The sequence below is a fragment of the Ekhidna sp. genome (assembly GCF_965247405.1).
Classification (GTDB): Bacteria; Bacteroidota; Bacteroidia; order Cytophagales; family Cyclobacteriaceae; genus Ekhidna.
The window spans coordinates 2,041,318-2,058,992 of sequence record NZ_OZ252014.1 but is presented as its reverse complement, the minus strand read 5'-3'; the positions used below and the strand labels follow the sequence as shown (position 1 = coordinate 2,058,992).

Sequence of the window (17,675 nt, the reverse complement as noted above, 5' to 3'; positions counted from 1 at the left end):
GTGCAAAGGTACCATCGTCATTGGTTTTATTTCTTATGCGTTAGAATATACTCTTCGATCACATGAGGAAAATGCTCATACTCCAACGCATGAATTTTCTCGGCAAGTGTATCTGCCGTATCATCACTACTTACCTTGCATTCTGATTGGAATAGTATTTCACCTTTATCGTATTCTTCGTTTACTAAATGTATTGTGATTCCGGATTTCTTTTCTCCTGCCTCGATCACGGCCTGATGAACCCGGTCTCCATACATGCCCTTTCCTCCAAACTTTGGTAGCAGTGCCGGATGAATATTGATGATTCGGTTTCTATAAGACTGGATTAAAAACTTAGGAATTAACCAAAGAAAGCCTGCCAAAATGAGGTAGTCAATATCTTCAAGTCGTTTGATAAATGAAGAATCCTGAAACTGTGCTTTAGAAAAAGTAGATGATGGGATGTCCAGGTTTTCAGCCCGCTGATGCACAAATGCATCCTGCTTATTCGAAAGAATCTCTTTCACCTGTATGAGGTCATGGTTTTCAAAGTAGTGTGCTATGTTTTCTGCATTGGTTCCACTTCCAGAAGCGAATATTGCCAGGTTGATTTGCTTACTCATTAACTGCAAAACTAATTAGAAGGCATCTTCAAATACCTCAACATCTCCATTTGGTTCCACACAGAAAATATCAAAACGGATATCCTTCTTCCAATTAATCCCAAAAATGTAATCTTCTGCCGCTTCTTTGATTCGGTTTTGTTGCGCTTCTGATACAAAAGTTTCAGGCTCACCAAAATCCTTTCTACTTCGGTTTTTCACCTCAATAAATATTAGAAGTTTTTCCTTTTGAAGAGCAACCAGATCAATTTCTGCTCGCTTGTACCGGTAGTTTGTCTCCAAAATCTCGCATCCCTGTTTTTCATAGTGATGTTTTGCTATTGCTTCACCCTGAATACCTTTAGTTTTGCGATCCATGCAAAGAGCGGCCATTGGCCATTTATAGATAATGCCAGATTTATATCCACTTAAGTTTAAGCCAATTTTCAAAGAAAAACTTTGGGGAGGGCAAAAAATTAAAACCATTCTTGGTAAAGACTTTGGTGAACTCGACAACTGTGGTGAAACCTGGGAGCTATCCGGGGTTCCTGAAAATATTTCTGAAGTGGCTAACGGGGTTCTGAAAGGAAAAGCACTGACGGACATAATAATGGAATGCAAGGCTGAGTTGGTTGGTAATTCCATTTACCAGCATTTTGGTAAAGAGTTTCCGCTTTTGATCAAGTTCATAGATGCTGCAAAAGACCTTTCAATTCAGGTTCATCCTGACGATGAACTTGCACAGAAAAGACATAATTGTCCGGGAAAGGCTGAAATGTGGTACGTTATTCAAGCGGATGAATCTGCGTCTCTAATTAATGGATTTAAAAAAGAGTCTAGTCGGGCTGAATATTTAAGTTACCTGAAGCAAGGTAAGCTAACAGAGCTCTTAAATAGAGAAGAGGTTCAGCCTGGTGATGCTTTTTACCTTCCTGCCGGGCGCGTGCATACTATCGGAAAAGGTTTGTTAATTGCAGAAGTTCAACAGACCTCTGATGTTACCTATCGCATTTATGATTTTGATCGAACGGACAAGAACGGAAACAAAAGAGAACTTCATACAGATCTTGCCATTGATGCAATAGATTTTTCAGAACCTGATGAGGTAAAAAGCTCTTATGATCATTCATTAAACCAAGCGAACTCCATTGTTTCTTCCCCATATTTCTCTACCAATAAGCTATTTCTTGATCAGCCTAAAGCGATTAATCGATCAGCGTTGGATTGCTTTAAAATCTATATCGCCGTGGGGGGGAGTGGTAAAATTGAAGGTGAGCCTATCAAATTCGGCGAGGTTATTTTGGTGCCTGCCTGTATGAAAGAGTATACCATTGAACCGGAAGGTGAGCTTGAATTGTTGGAGACTTACATAGAGTTGTAACAGGTGAATAAAAAAACACAATTCATTCATTTAGGCCTTAAAGACTATCAGGAAGCCTGGGACTATCAGGAAAATCTCTTTAAAGAAACGGTTGATCAAAAAATCGCCAACCGGAAGCTTCCTGAATCAGGGCAGATTGAAACTAAGAACTATTTGATTTTCTGCGAGCATCCGCATGTATATACACTTGGAAAAAGTGGGGATGAAAACCACCTCCTCGCAAATGAAGCTTTTCTAAAAGAAAAAAATGCGACTTTTTACAAAATCAACCGGGGAGGAGATATCACTTATCATGGTCCAGGCCAAATCGTAGGTTACCCAATCCTGGACTTGGATCATTTTTTTACTGACATCCACAAATACCTCCGGTTTTTGGAAGAAGCGGTTATTCTTACATTAAAAGAATATGGCATTAAGTCTGGCAGAGTCGATGGGCTCACAGGAGTTTGGCTCGATGGTGATAATGAAAAGAAAGCCCGGAAAATCTGTGCCTTAGGAGTAAAAAGCAGCCGATGGGTAACCATGCATGGTTTTGCTTTTAATGTGAATACCAATTTGGAATATTTTAATTATATCGTTCCTTGTGGCATACCGGATAAAGCGGTCACCTCATTACAAAAAGAATTGGGACATGAGGTGAAAATTAAAGAGGTAGAAGAAAAGCTAAAAAAACATCTTTCTGTAATCTTTAAAATGCAATTGTCAGATTAATTACTTCCAATTTAAGGTTGATTGAAGACCATAGCCAACAAAGGTGCAGGTCAGGTGCATGATCGAAATTTGAGGATGAATCTCGATAACCATCAAATTGAATGCCTCAAAAAGAACTGGTGCTGCCAACATAATTAAGGGTCGTCTACTGATGACCGCAAGAGCTCCGTATACCTGAAACATTCCTATTGACCCACCAACCCAGTTTCTGCTCATCACATAATTCAAGAATTCACTGCCTGGATAATAATGAATCAAGACCGTATAAAGCACGGCGAAAAACGGAGCAACAACCAGATACGCAAGTAGGAACATGATTATGGTTTTTCTTGTCCCAAAATGAGCTTCATATGATTGAACCATTAGCAACAATCCAAGAACGGTTACAAATAAGATGTGATCCAGTCCATTGTGAATGAATGGAGTTGTGAAAAGATTTCGAAGAAATAAAATGGGTTCCGTTGATAGGTTTCTTATCCAAAAGGCAAATTCACACTGCAATGCAAGCTGCCATGTTGATTTACAATCCCAGGTTGATGCAAAACCCAACAAACCTATTATTGACCAAATTATGACAAGGTAAATAATAGTAAAGCACCTGGTTGCGACTAGCTTTCCAGGAGTAAGGGAGGCTCCACTTGCGTTTTGCCATGGCCAGATAAATGGAAATATTCTCTTTCTAGTAGTTCCGTTCATCATCCAACTATATTTTCTGGCTGTTTCTGCGATGTAGCTCGTTCTGAATAGTATCATAAACAGATGATTGAAGCTTTTGCAAATCATCTAGATCATAATCCGCTGAGTTTATAGGCTCATGAATTACCAGCCTGCTTTGCCTTTTCCAGCTAACCCTGTACTTTCCATCATCCGGCAGAATGGACCAATTATCAACTATTGTAACAGGCACTAATTTAGTACCTGTTTCTATTGCCATTTTAAATGGCCCTCTTTTAAATCGGCTCATGCTGATTTCATTGACCTTGTGAATGCCCCCCTCTGGAAATACAGTCAATGAATATCCATTTTCTAATGCCTCAACACTTTTTTGATAGGCCTCATAGCTACTTTTCTTCTTGTTTCTATCAACGAGTATATGGTAACTTCTATAGTAAAAACCAAATATGGGAATGTTCGCTAAAGAAAGCTTTCCGACAAACTTGAAGGGAATTGGGACATGGGGCATGCTTAAAATATCCAAAAAGGAAAAATGGTTTGGACAGAAGATATAATTAGCGTTTCGATCAAGAAGATGTTTGTTTTCAACTACCACCCTGATACCAATTAAAAAGCAATAGAAGTTACACAAGTATCTATTTAGAGTAAGGCCAAATCGGTCATTCTTGATTAAAAGACCGATCAAAAAGAAGGGAAAAAAAATGATGAACGAAAAAACAAAAGCTAACAGCGCATAAATCAGATAGGCCTTTTTGAATGCCTCTGCAAGAAAGCTTGTTTTTATTTGTCCTTCAGCTATTTCCAACACCTTTTTTTGCTTTTGAAAATAGAAGAGATATTCCTAACCCAATAAAAACAGCAAGCCAATGCATCAATGAAATATGTAAGTCAATACCCAAGACCAAATTAAAAATTTCGAAAGCGATCGGTATCGCTAAAAGGACAAGCGGTTTCCTGCTTTGCGGAATCAACGCACCATAAACCTGAAACATCCCAATGGATCCACCCATCCAGTTCCTTTTAAAAGCAAACAGCATAAACTCATTTCCAGGGTAAATTTCAGTTCCAACCGTATAAAACCCTGCCCAAAATGGTGCTACGGTCAAATAAGAAGAGAAAAAAATTAGAGCCGTCCTTTTCCAGCCAAAGATGGCCTCATGAGATTGAACGATTAGCAAGAACCCGATCACCGAAACAAATAGAATGTGATCTAGTCCATTGTGAAGAAAGGAGGTGGTGATAAGGTTTCGAAGAACAAGATGAATCGGTTTCTCCGTTAAGTCCTTAACCCAAAAAGCGTACTCGCAGTATATGCTCATCTCCCACGACACTCCACAGTCTCTTGCCCTTGTTGAAGCAAAGCCCAAAACCACCACAATCAGCCAGATAGTTATTAAATAAAAGATTGTAAAGGGTTTAAGTCGAACGAGCTTACTTAACGAGACATTTTCGTTATTCGCTCCCTTCCAGGGCCATACAAATGGAAACAGGCGTTTATTTTGAGAAGTCGGATCCATGTCAAATGATTCGGCAAACTAAACCAACCAAAAAGAATAAGGAAACTGGTTAGCACATTTTATGCCGAAATGATCCCAAATTTGCAGCATGAGAAAAGACATCAATTTTTCTCCCGTGAAAGACGTTCATGTGGTTGTAGCGAAGACCGATGAGGGGTGGAGAGTTTTTTTGATTAACAGAAATGATCACAAATTAGAAAACGTGATGGTCACATCCAGAGGCTATGGAGAAACTAAAACAGAAAAACAGAAAACCTCCACACTCCGTCATATGATCCCTTTCGTTGATCCCGGTGAATACGCATTGATTGAACCCATTGATGAGTCGGTCTTCCATCTCAATAATGAATATTGGGTCAGCTATTTCATTGACGGGCAGGTATATGACAAAAAATTTATCTTTGTCCCAGATGCCATTGTTGAAGAAAACCTCATCTTCATTGAAGAATTGGAAATGAAAGGTATCTTGCATGATTGATGAATCACTTTCAAGATTTTTTAATCATCGATATTGAAACGGTCTCGGGAAACGAGAACATCGAACAGCTTTCTCCAGCTTTAAAGAAACATTGGGAACGAAAAGCCGGATTTATTCATAACCCTGATGAAAAATCACCGGAAGAACTCTATGAAGATCGGGCAGCCATCTACGCAGAGTTTGGAAAAATCATCGTGATAGGAATGGGCTTTTATCACGAACACAAAGGAAAGCCAGCCTTACGAGTGAAAACACTTGCATCTAAAAACGAAAAACAATTATTAACAGACTTTAAAAATTTTATAGAATCAACCTTTGATCAGGACAACCTAAAGCTCTGTGCACACAATGGAAAAGAATTTGACTTCCCCTACTTGTGCAGACGTATGCTGATCAACGATATTAAAATTCCCTGGTCGCTGAATATGACCGGGAAAAAACCCTGGGAGGTAAATCACATCGATACGATGGAACTGTGGAAGTTTGGCGACTGGAAAAGTTTCACTTCGCTGGATTTGCTTACCAACATCTTTGGGATTCCGTCTAGTAAACAAGAATTGGATGGCTCAATGGTGACAAAAACATATTATGAAGAAAAAGATGGGTTAAAGAAGATTGAGGAATATTGCCAAAAAGATGTAATCGCAACGGCACAGCTCTACCTCCGCCTCAATAATTTACCTCTGATCGATCCAGATCAGATAAACATCGTAAAATGACCGCACGGTCGAAAACACATGAGTAGAAAGAAAAGAAAAAAGAAAATAGGATCACGATCCAAGCAACAACAACCCAACCACGTAAAACAGATAAAAAGTAAGCTCCACGAGATTTTCTCCCTGAACGACGGAAAGTCGTATGGTTATCGCGAGCTCATTCGTCAGCTGAAACTAAGAGACAAAAAATCCAAGGATTATCTCAAAAGCCAGCTTTTCAGCCTGGAAAGCAAAGAAAAAATCAGGCGACTCAGTGATGGACGCTTTGTCAGCAATGCAGAAAGTGAGTACCTCCAGGGAACTGTCGATCATGTCAATCCGAACTTTGGCTACATAGTTACCCCTGAGCCTGAAGAAGATATCTGGGTAAAAACCGAGGATTTGAATTTTGCGATTCATGGCGATCTGGTGAGTGTGCTGGTTACCAAACCATCAGGTAAAGGCTACAGACCTGAGGGAAAAGTGGTTAATATTTTGAAACGCAACCGAGAAGAATTTGTCGGAAGAATTGAAGTCTCTCAAAAGTTTTCCTTCGTCATTCCGGATAGTCGAAACATCCACTTTGATATCATGGTCTATCCTGAGAAAATTGGCAAAGCCAAGCCGAATGATAAGGTGATGGTGAAAATCGACAAGTGGCATGACAGGAAAAACAGAAGTCCGCTCGGTACGGTAACGGAAGTGCTGGGTCAAGCTGGAGATAATGAAGCGGAGATTCATTCCATCATGGCTGAATTCGGCCTTCCTTTCAGGTTTCCAAAGAAAATTGAAAAAGCAGCCGATGAAATCTCAGACCTTATTACCGACGAGGAGGTTAAGAAGCGTCGTGATTTTCGTGGCATTACCACATTTACAATAGACCCGCATGATGCAAAAGATTTCGATGATGCATTATCCATAAAAGAGCTGGAAAAAGGCAAATTTGAAATCGGTATTCACATAGCGGATGTTTCACACTATGTGGATGAGGGAACCGAATTGGATAAAGAGGCGATCGATCGAGCCACTTCGGTTTACCTGGTAGATCGTACAATCCCAATGCTACCTGAGCGATTGTCAAATGGGCTTTGCTCTCTGCGACCCAACGAAGAAAAACTGACCTTCTCTGCCGTTTTTGAAATAGACGGCAAGGGAGCTATCTCAAACAAGTGGTTTGGACGAACCATCATCAAGTCAGACAGACGGTTTACGTATGAAGAGGCGCAGGAGCGTATTGAGGGATTAGACAGTGATTTCACAAAGGAAATCGTAACTCTGAACAATATCGCTAAGCACCTGAGAAAAAAGAAGTTTCAAAACGGAGCGGTCAATTTTGAAACAGTGGAAGTCAAGTTCCGGCTGGATGAAGACGGTAAACCGCTAGAAGTCATCCCGAAAGAACGGAAGGACGCCCACAAGATGATTGAAGAGTTTATGCTCCTCGCAAACAAAGAAGTGGCCACACACATTTTTAAATGGAAGGAAAAAGGAAAAGAGGAGGGCAGTAAAACATTTGTTTATCGGGTACATGATGATCCGGATCCGGAGAAACTAAACACATTCGCTTCTTTTGCCGCCAAGTTTGGTCATAAAATCGATTTGGGAAAAAACCTTTCCGGCGGGCTAAATAAGCTCATGGACGACATTGAAGGGAAGCCAGAACAAAACGTGCTTGAATCTCTTGCTATTCGATCCATGGCAAAAGCCAAGTATACGACTGATCCTCGTGGGCATTTTGGTCTGGCTTTCGATCATTATACCCATTTCACCTCTCCAATCCGGCGATATCCGGATGTGATGGTGCACCGCCTCCTCGAGCACTACCTACAAGGAGGAAAAAATGTCGGTGATGAGGAGTATGAGCCGCTATGTATGCATTCTTCTGAACGTGAGAAGCGAGCTGCCGATGCAGAGCGTGCCTCTATTAAGTACAAGCAAGTGGAGTTTATGGAAACCATGCTTGGTCAGGAGTTTGAAGGTATTGTTTCCGGCGTGACCGAATGGGGAATTTTTGTAGAAATAATACAAACCAAGTGTGAGGGAATGATTCGTATGAGTGACCTGGATGATGATTATTATGAGTTTGATGAAAAGCAGATGCGAGTAATCGGACGCCACAACAAACGCATCATTACTTTGGGAGACAACCTAAAAGTACTGGTCGCTAAGACCGACATTGATCGAAGAACCATTGATTTAGAATTGGTGAATGAGTAAATTAGGAGGCAAGTTAGTTAGGTAAAAGACATGCTAAGCAAAAAAGCAATCGAAATGCTCGAGTACAATGGGTACTCATTCAAGACAAACAATGATCAGATTCTATTTAAAAAGGCCGGCACGGATCAGGTCGGTCTTATCATCGTGATGATTTTTACAGCAATAGTGATTGGCATTTTCTTCGCTATTCAATGGTGGGCTGGGATTGGTGCTTTGGTGGTGGCCTTTTTTGTTTTTCGTCCCTTAGTCAAACGAATTCCGGGAAGTTTAAAACTAGCGATCGTGCCTGGCACAAGAAAACTCGAGTTGAACAATCGAAGCGTGACATTCACCTTTGAAGATATCAAGGGCATTTATATTCATTCAAAATTTGTAGACGAATATTCCAGCGCTTTTAAAAGTACCAGTGAGGAGCACCGGGTAACCATTGGGTTGGAAGCACAAAAGCAGGTTCCATTGTTCAAATTGATTTCTGATCATGCCAAACCATCGAAAGAAATGAATGAGGTTTATGATTATTTGAAATCCATCATCTCTTCTGAAAGGGCGTCCTCAGCAGCATAATCAGGCATCTTGTCAAAATCATTATTCGTCGAATCACGAGGGATTCCTAATATTTTTTTCTTACCTTAATCTGATAAAGGCTATGCCTGACCTTTAGGCATTAACCAATAGACGTATGAAATCACCCAATCTCAGCCGAGGAGCGATTGACCTACTCGGTGAAAACGGCTATTCTTTCAAATCGAAAGATGGCAAAGTCACCATCAAGCGGCGCAATAGCTACATGGGCGCAATAGTGCTCCTTTTTGTCACCCTGTTTTTATCCATCCCTGTTTTTTCAGCTGGAGCTATCTATGGTGTTATTCTCATTGGTGGCGTGGTTGGTGCCATCGTGATTCGCAAAATCTTTTTTGCAAAAAGATCCAGTCTGTCAATAGATCTGACTAACAATACATTTACCGCGATTGTGGGAACCTACTATCAGGAGGATCAACCCTTAACAATGATTTCTGCGATTACCCTTCAGTCTCAATTCATAGATGAATACACAACTGCAGCCAGAAATTCTGTAGAGGAGTACCTGGTGTCCATTCGAATCCAGCTTATCACAAAAGAGGAGGTAACACTTTTCCAGCTTAAATCAGAACAGTCAGAACCTACAGAAGAAGTAAATGAAGTTTACGCCATGCTGGAAAATGCCGTCAAGGGAGCTAAAGCTGCCTAATTATTAAATGTGACGAATCATTTCTAAATTTAGCTTACCAATCACGTCATCGCCTTGATAAACTTAACTTATCTGAAACGCGAGCAAGGGTTTTATCTCTTCCTCATGATATCTGCTTACGTTTCTACTCTGGCATTTGGTGCCTTTTATTTGGCTGCTGATGCTCCGCAACTCTATATACCTACGTTTGGAGCGTTTTTTCTGTTTGCGGTCTATGGGGTCCTTTCATTTTTCTCTGTTAGCCTGGTCACGCTTTTTCGCCTGTCAATCATCACAGCCTTAATGGCTTTTTTCAATCAGGTTTTCTACTCTGGGGGTATTGTTTCTTCAGGAATCGTGGAGTTTCTTATCCCTCCACTTCTTGCATTTTTTTATCGACCGATATCTGACCGATATTTTTTCATGATCCTCTCCGCCATTTGCATGGTTGTCATGTGGCCGCTTACTTTCATGGGCTTTACTCAAAATTTACTTCCGGATAGCATGCACAACATACATGGTATTCTGTGTGCCTTTTTTGTTTTTAGTATTGTCACGATCTACACATTCCTTTTTAGAAATGCACTGGTGATAAAAAATCAAAAGATTGGTGAATCAATGAAGCAGCTGCAAGAGACAACTCATAAGCTGATTCAATCGGAAAAAATGGCTTCTTTAGGCATGCTCTCTGCTGGTGTTGCACATGAGATCAACAACCCGTTGAACTTTATTAAAGGAGGACTTGAAATTCTGGAGGATGGATTAAAAGAAGAGAAAGAGCTCAAGTTTGAAGCGGCTCCCAGCATGCATGTAATAAAGGAAGGCCTTAGCCGAGCATCCGTCATCGTCAATAGTCTAAATCATTTTAGCAGAAACACCGAATCGATGGATGAGCGATGTGATATCCACGACATCCTTAACAACAGCCTGATCATGCTACAACCAAAGCTCAAATACAAAGGAACGGTTGAGAAAACATTTACGAAGGAAAAATTGGTGATTAAAGGGAATGAAGGAAAACTGCATCAGGCATTTTTGAACATTATCTCCAATGCAGAACAGGCCATAGACAAAAAGGGAACCATTTTGGTAAAAACCCGAAAAAACACCAACACCATAGATGTTGAAATCGCGGACGATGGAGTGGGAATCAGCAAAGAACACCTAAATAAGATCAGTGACCCATTCTTTACTACCAAGCCCGTAGGTCAGGGTACAGGCCTGGGACTGGCAATAACCTATAAAATTATTGAGGATCATAATGGGTCAATCGACGTATCATCCAAGCCGGGAAAAGGGACTAAATTTGTACTTTCATTCAAAGTGAGGTGAGGCGAACTATTTTATTTGTAGACGATGAACTGATCAACCTTTATGTCCTGGAAAAAAGGTTTGAGGGTGAATATAATGTGCTGACTGCAGAGTCTGCTGAAGATGCGATTTCTAAGATTGAAGCCAATAAAGATGTTCTGGATGCGATTATCAGTGATCTCAAAATGCCCGGAATGGATGGCATTCAGCTTATTAACCGAATAAAACCTGATGTCCTTGACGTTCCCTGCTTTTTACTTACCGGATTTGACCGGGTGGAACAGACCGATGAGATGAGTGGCAAGATTCAGCACATGTTCAAAAAGCCGTTCGACTATAACGAAATCGATTCCAAGCTAAAGGAAGTGCTTTAGTGATGCGTTGGTTTCAACAAATCTGTCACCGTTTTTACCGGATTGAAAGTGATTAATGGCACCTCCACAAAAATGGTATTCCAATGAGCCATTGCTCCGTTCCACAAGCCTGGAAGCTCCATCGCTAGTAGTTTTTTACCCTGAAATGATTTTTCAGAAATAAATCCAGCCTCCTCGTCTCTGAAATTGAGAAGGTTAAATTTCTGCCCTTTGAAATTTTTTACGCCACAAACCAGATCTACCGGGTTAAAGTGGGTTCCATTTTTGAACGCCTTTCGCTGTTCAGGATTGGATTTATCTATTTGTGCTGATTCTACGATCTGAAGCGATTCTGCAGTGAATTCATTTTTTACCCAAAATGGCCCTCCTCCTGGCTCACCTTCATTTTTAACCATCCCACACACCCGAATAGGCCGGTTCAGGAATTCAGGAATCTCCGAATCAGTGAATGCCCGAATGCCCATCTCTTCCAGCAGATTTTTGCCTTCATTGGAAATGTCCTCTCCGCCATCATGTCTATGCAGTAATTCGAACGTTTTTTTCTGATAGCTCAAAAGCACTCCTGCCAGGGCTTTTTTATATCTGATCGTTTCAGACTTCAAACGATCAGGAACGACATTGTCAATGTTTTTTATAAAAATCAGATCTGCAGAAACTTCGTCCAGATTTTGGAGCAAAGCCCCATGTCCTGCGGGCCTAAATAGCAGCTTGTCGCTCGCATCCCTAAAAGGCTCAAAAGCAGGTGTTACTGCAATGGTATCTGTTTCTGGCATCTGTGTGCTGTATGACACTGAAAATTTCGAATCAGTGTCCAGATTAGAAATAGCATTTTGGATATGGGTTTCAAATGCAGCATGATGTTCCGGAGAGACAGTAAAATGAATCCGAACTTGGTTCAACTTGTTTGCATAAGCCATTCCTTCGAATAAATGCTCTTGAGCCGGAGTTCTGGTTTCTTTTTCATAGCCATGAAAACTCAGCAGCCCTTTTGGCAGCTTTCCATAATTCATTCCTTCCTCCGTGAGAAGTAAGCCCACAATCTCATCATGCCTATAATCCTTTTGCGCATCAGCAATCGTTTTTCCTTTTTTAGCTTGCATCAATCGGTCGAGCTCATCATAAAACGCAAACTCATCTATGTGCTGAAAAAACTTGCCAACTTTCTTTTCCTCACGCGAGATTGATTCGAACGTGCTCTCGGTACCGTCAAATTCTTCCTGAAAAGCGAAAAGTGTTTTAAACATTCGTGTTGCAGCACCAGAGGCAGGAACGAATTTTAAAACTTCAATTTCTGCTTCTTCATAGGTTTTTTGAAAACTATCAGCCTCATCCTTTGATAATCTCAATATGCCATCACCAACTGTTGCGGCTTTTGAAATATTGGCCGGAGCGAATCCTTTTTTAAATCGATTTAGCTGAGATGCTACTTTTTCAATGCCGATCCCTTTACTGGCTATTTGCTTCTTATCTTCCTCTGAGAACACTGGCTTACAATTTCTCGGTTAAAACTAATTTCTGTTTACTAAGTTGTTCCTTTTCCAAGGAAAACAAATTAATTTGGTTTAATTAAAACTTAATCACCTGATCAAATATGAGCACAGATATCTTCCAAATCTCCCCCACTTTTTATGGAATCACGATGATACCGAAAGATTCCTGGCGGGAATATGGCTATGCATTACTTACGATCGCTGGTTCTGATGGAGACGTTTCTGATCCCGAGCTGGAGTGGCTCACCATCGAGTGTGCCCAGGCTGTAGGTGTAGATGAATCAATGATTGCAGATTGGGAAGAGTTTGATTTTGAAGAAGGAGACCTGGAAGAAATTTTCTATAATTTCAATTCGTCTTCATTCGCCAATTTCAACAAGTTGCTAATCTATGATGCAATCCGTATGTCCAGTGCCGATGGTGATTATGCTCAAGATGAAAGGGAGCAAGTGCATCATGCAGCCCAGATTTTGAAGGTGCCAATGGATTCTGTGATGGCGATTGAAGCATTAGTCGATTTGGAGCATGCAGCCAACAAGCTTCGTTTAACTATTTTTTAGCCATATATTGTATTAAGGACATTGGCCAAACGAATGCCTGCCTGAAGTAGGCGTTGATTCAAAAGCTCAATATTTTCGAAATCATAGCGATAGCTAAGCTTTTTATCCTCCGGTATGGTATTGTAGCACTGATGTCTAAAGTTCTTTGATTCATTTGCCCAGTCCAGCACATTCAAAGAAGACCATGCCTTCAATTGCTCATCCGTTGGGTGATCAATCCAATCAGCATACTCGGTATAGCTATAATTCTGTCCATCAATTATCCCACTATCCCAAACACGGTGAAGGTTTGAGCTTTTCCAGAAATAATCAAGTTTTACATCATTGCCTCCCTTATCCTCTCCGTTTCCTACATGTAGAGGCTGGTGAATATCACCAATCAAATGTACAAGACACTTTAACGCAAACGCTTCATCGTAATCCGTAAACTCCTTTGAGTTCAGCTCCCCCATTAGACGCTGTATGGTAACAATCACGTCTCCCTCCTCTGGAGTGCCGACTTCCTCATATGTCTTGCTATCAGGAATTGTTGCATAATGCCATGGTGACATGTGTCGATAGGTCGCATCAGACTTAATAAAATCCATGTAGTTGCTTACTTCAGCCAATGTCTCAAAACCTAAAACCTTTTCGATGTTCTTTTTCGCTTTTTTCGTCAGGTGTCGTTCAGCGATCAGACCTACTATGCGATGACCTGTGGGTCCCCAACCAAAAGACTGGACAACAAAGAGAACCCCGATAAATGGTAGCACAAATCTTTTCATGCAATAAAGGTAGGGTGGAAAGAAATTCTGAGCTAATAATGGATGGTTAAGAATGTCTAAAAAAAAGAGAAGGCGTGACCGGAATACCGATACACGCCTAATCACCAACCTAACCTAAAAGAAAGTTTTTAATAAACGTATGATGTCTATTTTATTATGAAATTCTTTGTCTTTAATACCCGTAAATCACCCGAAATGTTGCAATGATATCTTGAAATAGTTCATTTATTAGACCAACACCCGGTTAACGTCTATCAACACAAGCAGAGCACCAAACAAATGTGAAAACCATTTTACACATCCTCGTGTAGTATAAAGGTTACTTTTGCCATCTAATTTTTCAGAGCAGGTTTGAATACAAAAGATTTATTACAGAAATATCAGGAGAGCACCAACGTCAAAGCAATCGCTGAGACCATTCGGAAAAAGAAGCAGCTCAGACTTAAAGGAATTGCCGGCAGCTATGATGCTTTGCTAGTTGCTGCTACGTTCAAAGCTGTTGGTGGCGTTCATCTAATTGTGCTCCATGATTTTGAAGAGGCCTCTTATTTCGAAAACGACCTGTCAAACTTTCTCTCGAATGAACACATTCCGTTTCCTTCTTCTTACAAAAAGCCATATCACTACGAAGAAATTGAGAACGCCAATATCCTGCAGCGAGCAGAGGTGCTTAATGATTTAAATGATCATGAAAACCTGATCATCATTACCTATCCGGAGGCACTATCCGAAAAAGTGATCAATAAACGATCGCTGGTATCAAATACATTTACTGCAAAACCCGGCGAGCAGCTGGATGTTGAGTTCCTTACAGATCTGCTCGTCACCTATGATTTTGAAAAGTCGGATTTTGTTTATGAGCCGGGCCAGTTTTCGGTACGTGGAGGAATCATAGACATCTATTCATACGCCCACGATCAGCCGTATCGCCTGGAATTATTTGGCGATGAAATCGAAACCATTCGAGAATTTGATCCCGAAAGTCAGCTTTCAACCAAAGATCTCGATCACATCTCATTGATTCCCAATGTGCAAACGAAGCTTGTAAGTGAAGAACGACAATCCTTTTTGGAATACATTCCTGCAGAGACCACCATCTGGCTAAAAGACCATCAGCAATCGCTGGATATCATAGATAAATCTTTCCATAAGGTTGAAGAACAATTTCAAACCATTCGGGAAATGAGTGGTGACTCAAAATTGATCACTTCTCCGGATCAGCTTTTTGAAACACAGGAGTCTTTTACTCACTCGCTTGAAAAGTTCATAAAGGTTGAATTTGGTAAACGCTTCTACCTAGCTCCCGATGAAGAGTTGACTTTAGCTGCCCGTCCTCAGCCATCCTTTCACAAAAACTTCTCACTTCTGGCCGATAACCTGAGAGAACTCCAGCAAACCAGCTATCAAAAGTTTATCGCTGCGGAATCATTCAAACAAATCGAGCGGCTGGAAACCATTTTCGAGGAAATTGATCCTGAAATCAAGTTTGAAGGGCTGACCGCATCTTTCAGAGAAGGATTTATTGATGACCATGAAGAATTATGTGTTTATACAGATCATCAAATCTTTGATCGGTTCCACCGATATAAGGGTAAAGAGAAATTTACCAAAACGAAGGCCCTTACGCTTAAAGAGCTAAAGACACTACAGCCTGGAGATTTTGTCACTCACATTGATTATGGAGTAGGGCGTTTTGCAGGCCTGGATACGGTAGATGTCGGGAGCAACAAGCAAGAGGCAATTCGTCTTGTTTATCGCGATGATGATTTGTTGTATGTGAGCTTGCACTCGTTGCACAAGATTTCGAAATACTCTGGAAAAGAAGGTGAGCCCCCTTCAATCAATAAGCTTGGATCACCCGACTGGGAAAACAAGAAAAAGAAGATCAAGCGAAAGGTTAAGGATATTGCGAAAGACTTGATCGAACTGTATGCCAAGCGAAAAGCCGCTCTAGGGTTCTCATTTCCCCCGGATGACTATTTGCAAGCGGAACTAGAGTCTTCTTTTATGTATCAAGATACGCCGGATCAGTCAATGGCAACTTCGGATGTAAAAGCAGATATGGAGCAAGAACACCCGATGGATCGTTTGGTTTGTGGTGATGTGGGGTTCGGTAAAACAGAAATTGCCATACGTGCTGCATTTAAAGCGGTAAATTCAGGAAAACAAGTGGCTGTGCTGGTTCCTACTACCATTCTGGCCATGCAGCATCATCGCACCTTTTCTTCCAGACTGGAAAATATGCCTGTGACAATCGAATATGTTAATCGGTTCAAGACCAGCAAGCAAATCACAGATATTAAGAAGAGAGTCAAAGAGGGGAAAATTGATATTCTGATCGGAACACACCGGATTGTGAATAAAGACATTGAGTTCAAGGATCTTGGCTTGATGATCATCGATGAGGAACAAAAGTTTGGAGTTAAAGTAAAGGAGCGTTTGAAAGACATGCGAGTAAATGTTGACGCGCTTACGCTGACAGCCACGCCCATTCCAAGAACGCTTCATTTTTCACTAATGGGGGCTCGCGACCTTTCTATAATTTCTACGCCACCGCCAAACCGAAGACCCGTAACCACTGAGCTGCATGAGTTTAATGAAGAAGTGATACGTGATGCCGTGAGCCATGAGCTTCGTAGAGGAGGACAGGTATTCATGGTTCATAATCGAGTAAGCGACATTGAGCAGGTGGGCAACATGATATTTAAGCTTGTTCCTGATTCACGAATCGGGATTGCTCACGGTCAGATGGAAGGACCTCAGCTTGAAAAAGTAATGCTGAAGTTCATTGAAGGTGATTATGATGTTTTGGTTTCCACCAATATCATTGAAAGTGGTCTGGATATACCGAACGCAAATACAATAATCATCAACAATGCTCATATGTTTGGGTTGTCAGATCTTCACCAGATGCGAGGACGTGTGGGCCGATCCAATACCAAGGCTTATTGCTTCATGCTAACTCCTCCGGCATCCGCTTTAACCAGCGATGCTCGGAAACGGCTAAACACATTGGAAGAGTTTTCTGATTTGGGTGATGGGTTCAAAGTAGCCATGCGAGATTTGGATATAAGAGGGGCCGGGAATCTACTCGGAGCTGAGCAAAGTGGTTTTATCAATGACATAGGGTTTGATATGTATCACAAAATTCTGGATGAAGCGGTGCAGGAACTGAAAGAAGGAGAGTACAAGCAACTCTTTGAAAACGACTTGCTCAAAAACAAGGAGATGTTGGATAAAATGGTAGAGGACTGCAACATAGAAACAGATTTCGAAGCATTGATCCCAGAAGATTACGTCAGCAATATTTCGGAAAGACTCAGCCTTTACACCAAACTTGATGATCTAAAATCGGAAGAGGAGCTTTCTGAGTTCATTACGATGATGAAAGACCGTTTCGGTCCCATGCCAAGTGGAGTAAAGAATTTGACCGAAACTGTGCGGCTGAGGTGGAATGCCATTCAGATAGGATTTGAAAAAGTAACCATCAAAAACAACAAGATGCGATGTTACCTCTCTGATAAAAAGCCACAGGAATACTTCCAATCTTCCCGTTTCGGAAATGTACTGGCCTTCATAAAGTCAAACCCGCATGATAGCAAGATGAAAGAAGTAAAGAACAAGTTACTTATCAGTGTTGAAAACGTAGGATCCATTGAAAATGCGAGAATGGTTATCGATCAGATGCATTCTCCGATGACTCCTGCATGATAT

18 protein-coding genes are annotated in these 17,675 nt (G+C 41.0%); 11 read left to right on the top strand and 7 right to left on the bottom strand.

Annotated features, from left to right (window positions below; genetic code table 11):
* Positions 1-26 precede the first annotated feature (26 nt).
* The gene (locus tag ACP14Y_RS09310; RefSeq protein WP_424962690.1) at positions 27-602 is read right to left on the bottom strand and encodes a phosphoribosylglycinamide formyltransferase; all 576 of its coding nucleotides are present in this window, start codon (positions 600-602) and stop codon (positions 27-29) included.
* 15 nt (positions 603-617) lie between these two features.
* The gene (locus ACP14Y_RS09305) at positions 618-959 is read right to left on the bottom strand and encodes a YraN family protein (RefSeq protein ID WP_424962689.1); all 342 of its coding nucleotides are present in this window, start codon (positions 957-959) and stop codon (positions 618-620) included.
* 31 nt (positions 960-990) lie between these two features.
* On the opposite strand from ACP14Y_RS09305, the gene ACP14Y_RS09300 reads away from it, so the two are divergent.
* Together ACP14Y_RS09300 and lipB are read left to right on the top strand one after the other, a co-directional pair.
* Positions 991-1,962: a type I phosphomannose isomerase catalytic subunit gene (locus ACP14Y_RS09300; protein ID WP_424962688.1), complete on the top strand. Its 972-nt coding sequence runs from the start codon at positions 991-993 to the stop codon at positions 1,960-1,962.
* A 3-nt stretch (positions 1,963-1,965) separates the two neighbouring features.
* Positions 1,966-2,673 (top strand): lipoyl(octanoyl) transferase LipB, encoded by a 708-nt coding sequence (gene lipB, locus ACP14Y_RS09295; RefSeq protein ID WP_424962687.1) that lies wholly within the window; start codon positions 1,966-1,968, stop codon positions 2,671-2,673.
* Here the strand turns inward: lipB and ACP14Y_RS09290 are convergent, their stop codons facing one another.
* Genes ACP14Y_RS09290 through ACP14Y_RS09280 form a run of 3 tightly spaced genes read right to left on the bottom strand, consistent with a single transcriptional unit; the run spans position 2,674 to position 4,865 of the window.
* Positions 2,674-3,426, bottom strand: a complete 753-nt coding sequence (locus ACP14Y_RS09290; RefSeq protein ID WP_424962686.1) for a hypothetical protein — start codon at positions 3,424-3,426, stop codon at positions 2,674-2,676.
* Positions 3,377-4,153, bottom strand: coding sequence for a lysophospholipid acyltransferase family protein (locus ACP14Y_RS09285; RefSeq protein ID WP_424962685.1), 777 nt, complete (start codon positions 4,151-4,153; stop codon positions 3,377-3,379). Before ACP14Y_RS09285 ends, ACP14Y_RS09290 begins: the two co-directional genes overlap by 50 nt.
* A complete protein-coding gene (locus ACP14Y_RS09280) occupies positions 4,140-4,865 on the bottom strand; it encodes a hypothetical protein (RefSeq protein WP_424962684.1) in 726 nt (241 codons plus the stop codon). The genes ACP14Y_RS09285 and ACP14Y_RS09280 overlap by 14 nt, the downstream gene beginning before the upstream one ends.
* Before the next feature lie 88 nt (positions 4,866-4,953).
* Between ACP14Y_RS09280 and ACP14Y_RS09275 the strand changes: the two genes are divergently transcribed.
* From ACP14Y_RS09275 to ACP14Y_RS09245, 7 genes are all read left to right on the top strand, one after another.
* Complete coding sequence (locus ACP14Y_RS09275; RefSeq protein ID WP_424962683.1) at positions 4,954-5,343, top strand: hypothetical protein; 390 nt, start codon at positions 4,954-4,956, stop codon at positions 5,341-5,343.
* Complete coding sequence (locus ACP14Y_RS09270) at positions 5,343-6,062, top strand: 3'-5' exonuclease (protein ID WP_424962682.1); 720 nt, start codon at positions 5,343-5,345, stop codon at positions 6,060-6,062. The genes ACP14Y_RS09275 and ACP14Y_RS09270 overlap by 1 nt, the downstream gene beginning before the upstream one ends.
* A gap of 18 nt (positions 6,063-6,080) precedes the next feature.
* Positions 6,081-8,255 carry a ribonuclease R gene (gene rnr / locus ACP14Y_RS09265; protein ID WP_424962681.1) on the top strand — a complete coding sequence of 725 codons (2,175 nt, stop codon included), beginning with the start codon at positions 6,081-6,083 and terminating at the stop codon, positions 8,253-8,255.
* Positions 8,256-8,309: 54 nt separating this feature from the next.
* On the top strand, positions 8,310-8,819 hold the full coding sequence (locus tag ACP14Y_RS09260; protein ID WP_424962680.1) for a hypothetical protein: 510 nt from the start codon (positions 8,310-8,312) through the stop codon (positions 8,817-8,819).
* A 115-nt stretch (positions 8,820-8,934) separates the two neighbouring features.
* Positions 8,935-9,483: a hypothetical protein gene (locus tag ACP14Y_RS09255; RefSeq protein ID WP_424962679.1), complete on the top strand. Its 549-nt coding sequence runs from the start codon at positions 8,935-8,937 to the stop codon at positions 9,481-9,483.
* A 105-nt stretch (positions 9,484-9,588) separates the two neighbouring features.
* Entirely contained in the window at positions 9,589-10,794 is a 1,206-nt protein-coding gene (locus ACP14Y_RS09250; RefSeq protein WP_424962678.1) for a sensor histidine kinase, read from the top strand.
* On the top strand, positions 10,791-11,147 hold the full coding sequence (locus ACP14Y_RS09245; protein WP_424962677.1) for a response regulator: 357 nt from the start codon (positions 10,791-10,793) through the stop codon (positions 11,145-11,147). The genes ACP14Y_RS09250 and ACP14Y_RS09245 overlap by 4 nt, the downstream gene beginning before the upstream one ends.
* On the opposite strand, the gene ACP14Y_RS09240 is transcribed toward ACP14Y_RS09245, so the two are convergent.
* On the bottom strand, positions 11,144-12,631 hold the full coding sequence (locus tag ACP14Y_RS09240; protein ID WP_424962676.1) for a DUF4301 family protein: 1,488 nt from the start codon (positions 12,629-12,631) through the stop codon (positions 11,144-11,146). The genes ACP14Y_RS09245 and ACP14Y_RS09240 overlap by 4 nt on opposite strands.
* A 107-nt stretch (positions 12,632-12,738) precedes the next feature.
* Between ACP14Y_RS09240 and ACP14Y_RS09235 the strand changes: the two genes are divergently transcribed.
* Positions 12,739-13,197, top strand: coding sequence for a hypothetical protein (locus tag ACP14Y_RS09235; RefSeq protein ID WP_424962675.1), 459 nt, complete (start codon positions 12,739-12,741; stop codon positions 13,195-13,197).
* On the opposite strand, the gene ACP14Y_RS09230 is transcribed toward ACP14Y_RS09235, so the two are convergent.
* Complete coding sequence (locus tag ACP14Y_RS09230; protein ID WP_424962674.1) at positions 13,194-13,961, bottom strand: S1/P1 nuclease; 768 nt, start codon at positions 13,959-13,961, stop codon at positions 13,194-13,196. The two genes, ACP14Y_RS09235 and ACP14Y_RS09230, sit on opposite strands and share 4 nt — an antisense overlap.
* A gap of 351 nt (positions 13,962-14,312) precedes the next feature.
* On the opposite strand from ACP14Y_RS09230, the gene mfd reads away from it, so the two are divergent.
* Positions 14,313-17,672, top strand: coding sequence for a transcription-repair coupling factor (gene mfd / locus ACP14Y_RS09225; protein ID WP_424962673.1), 3,360 nt, complete (start codon positions 14,313-14,315; stop codon positions 17,670-17,672).
* Positions 17,673-17,675: the final 3 nt, after the last annotated feature.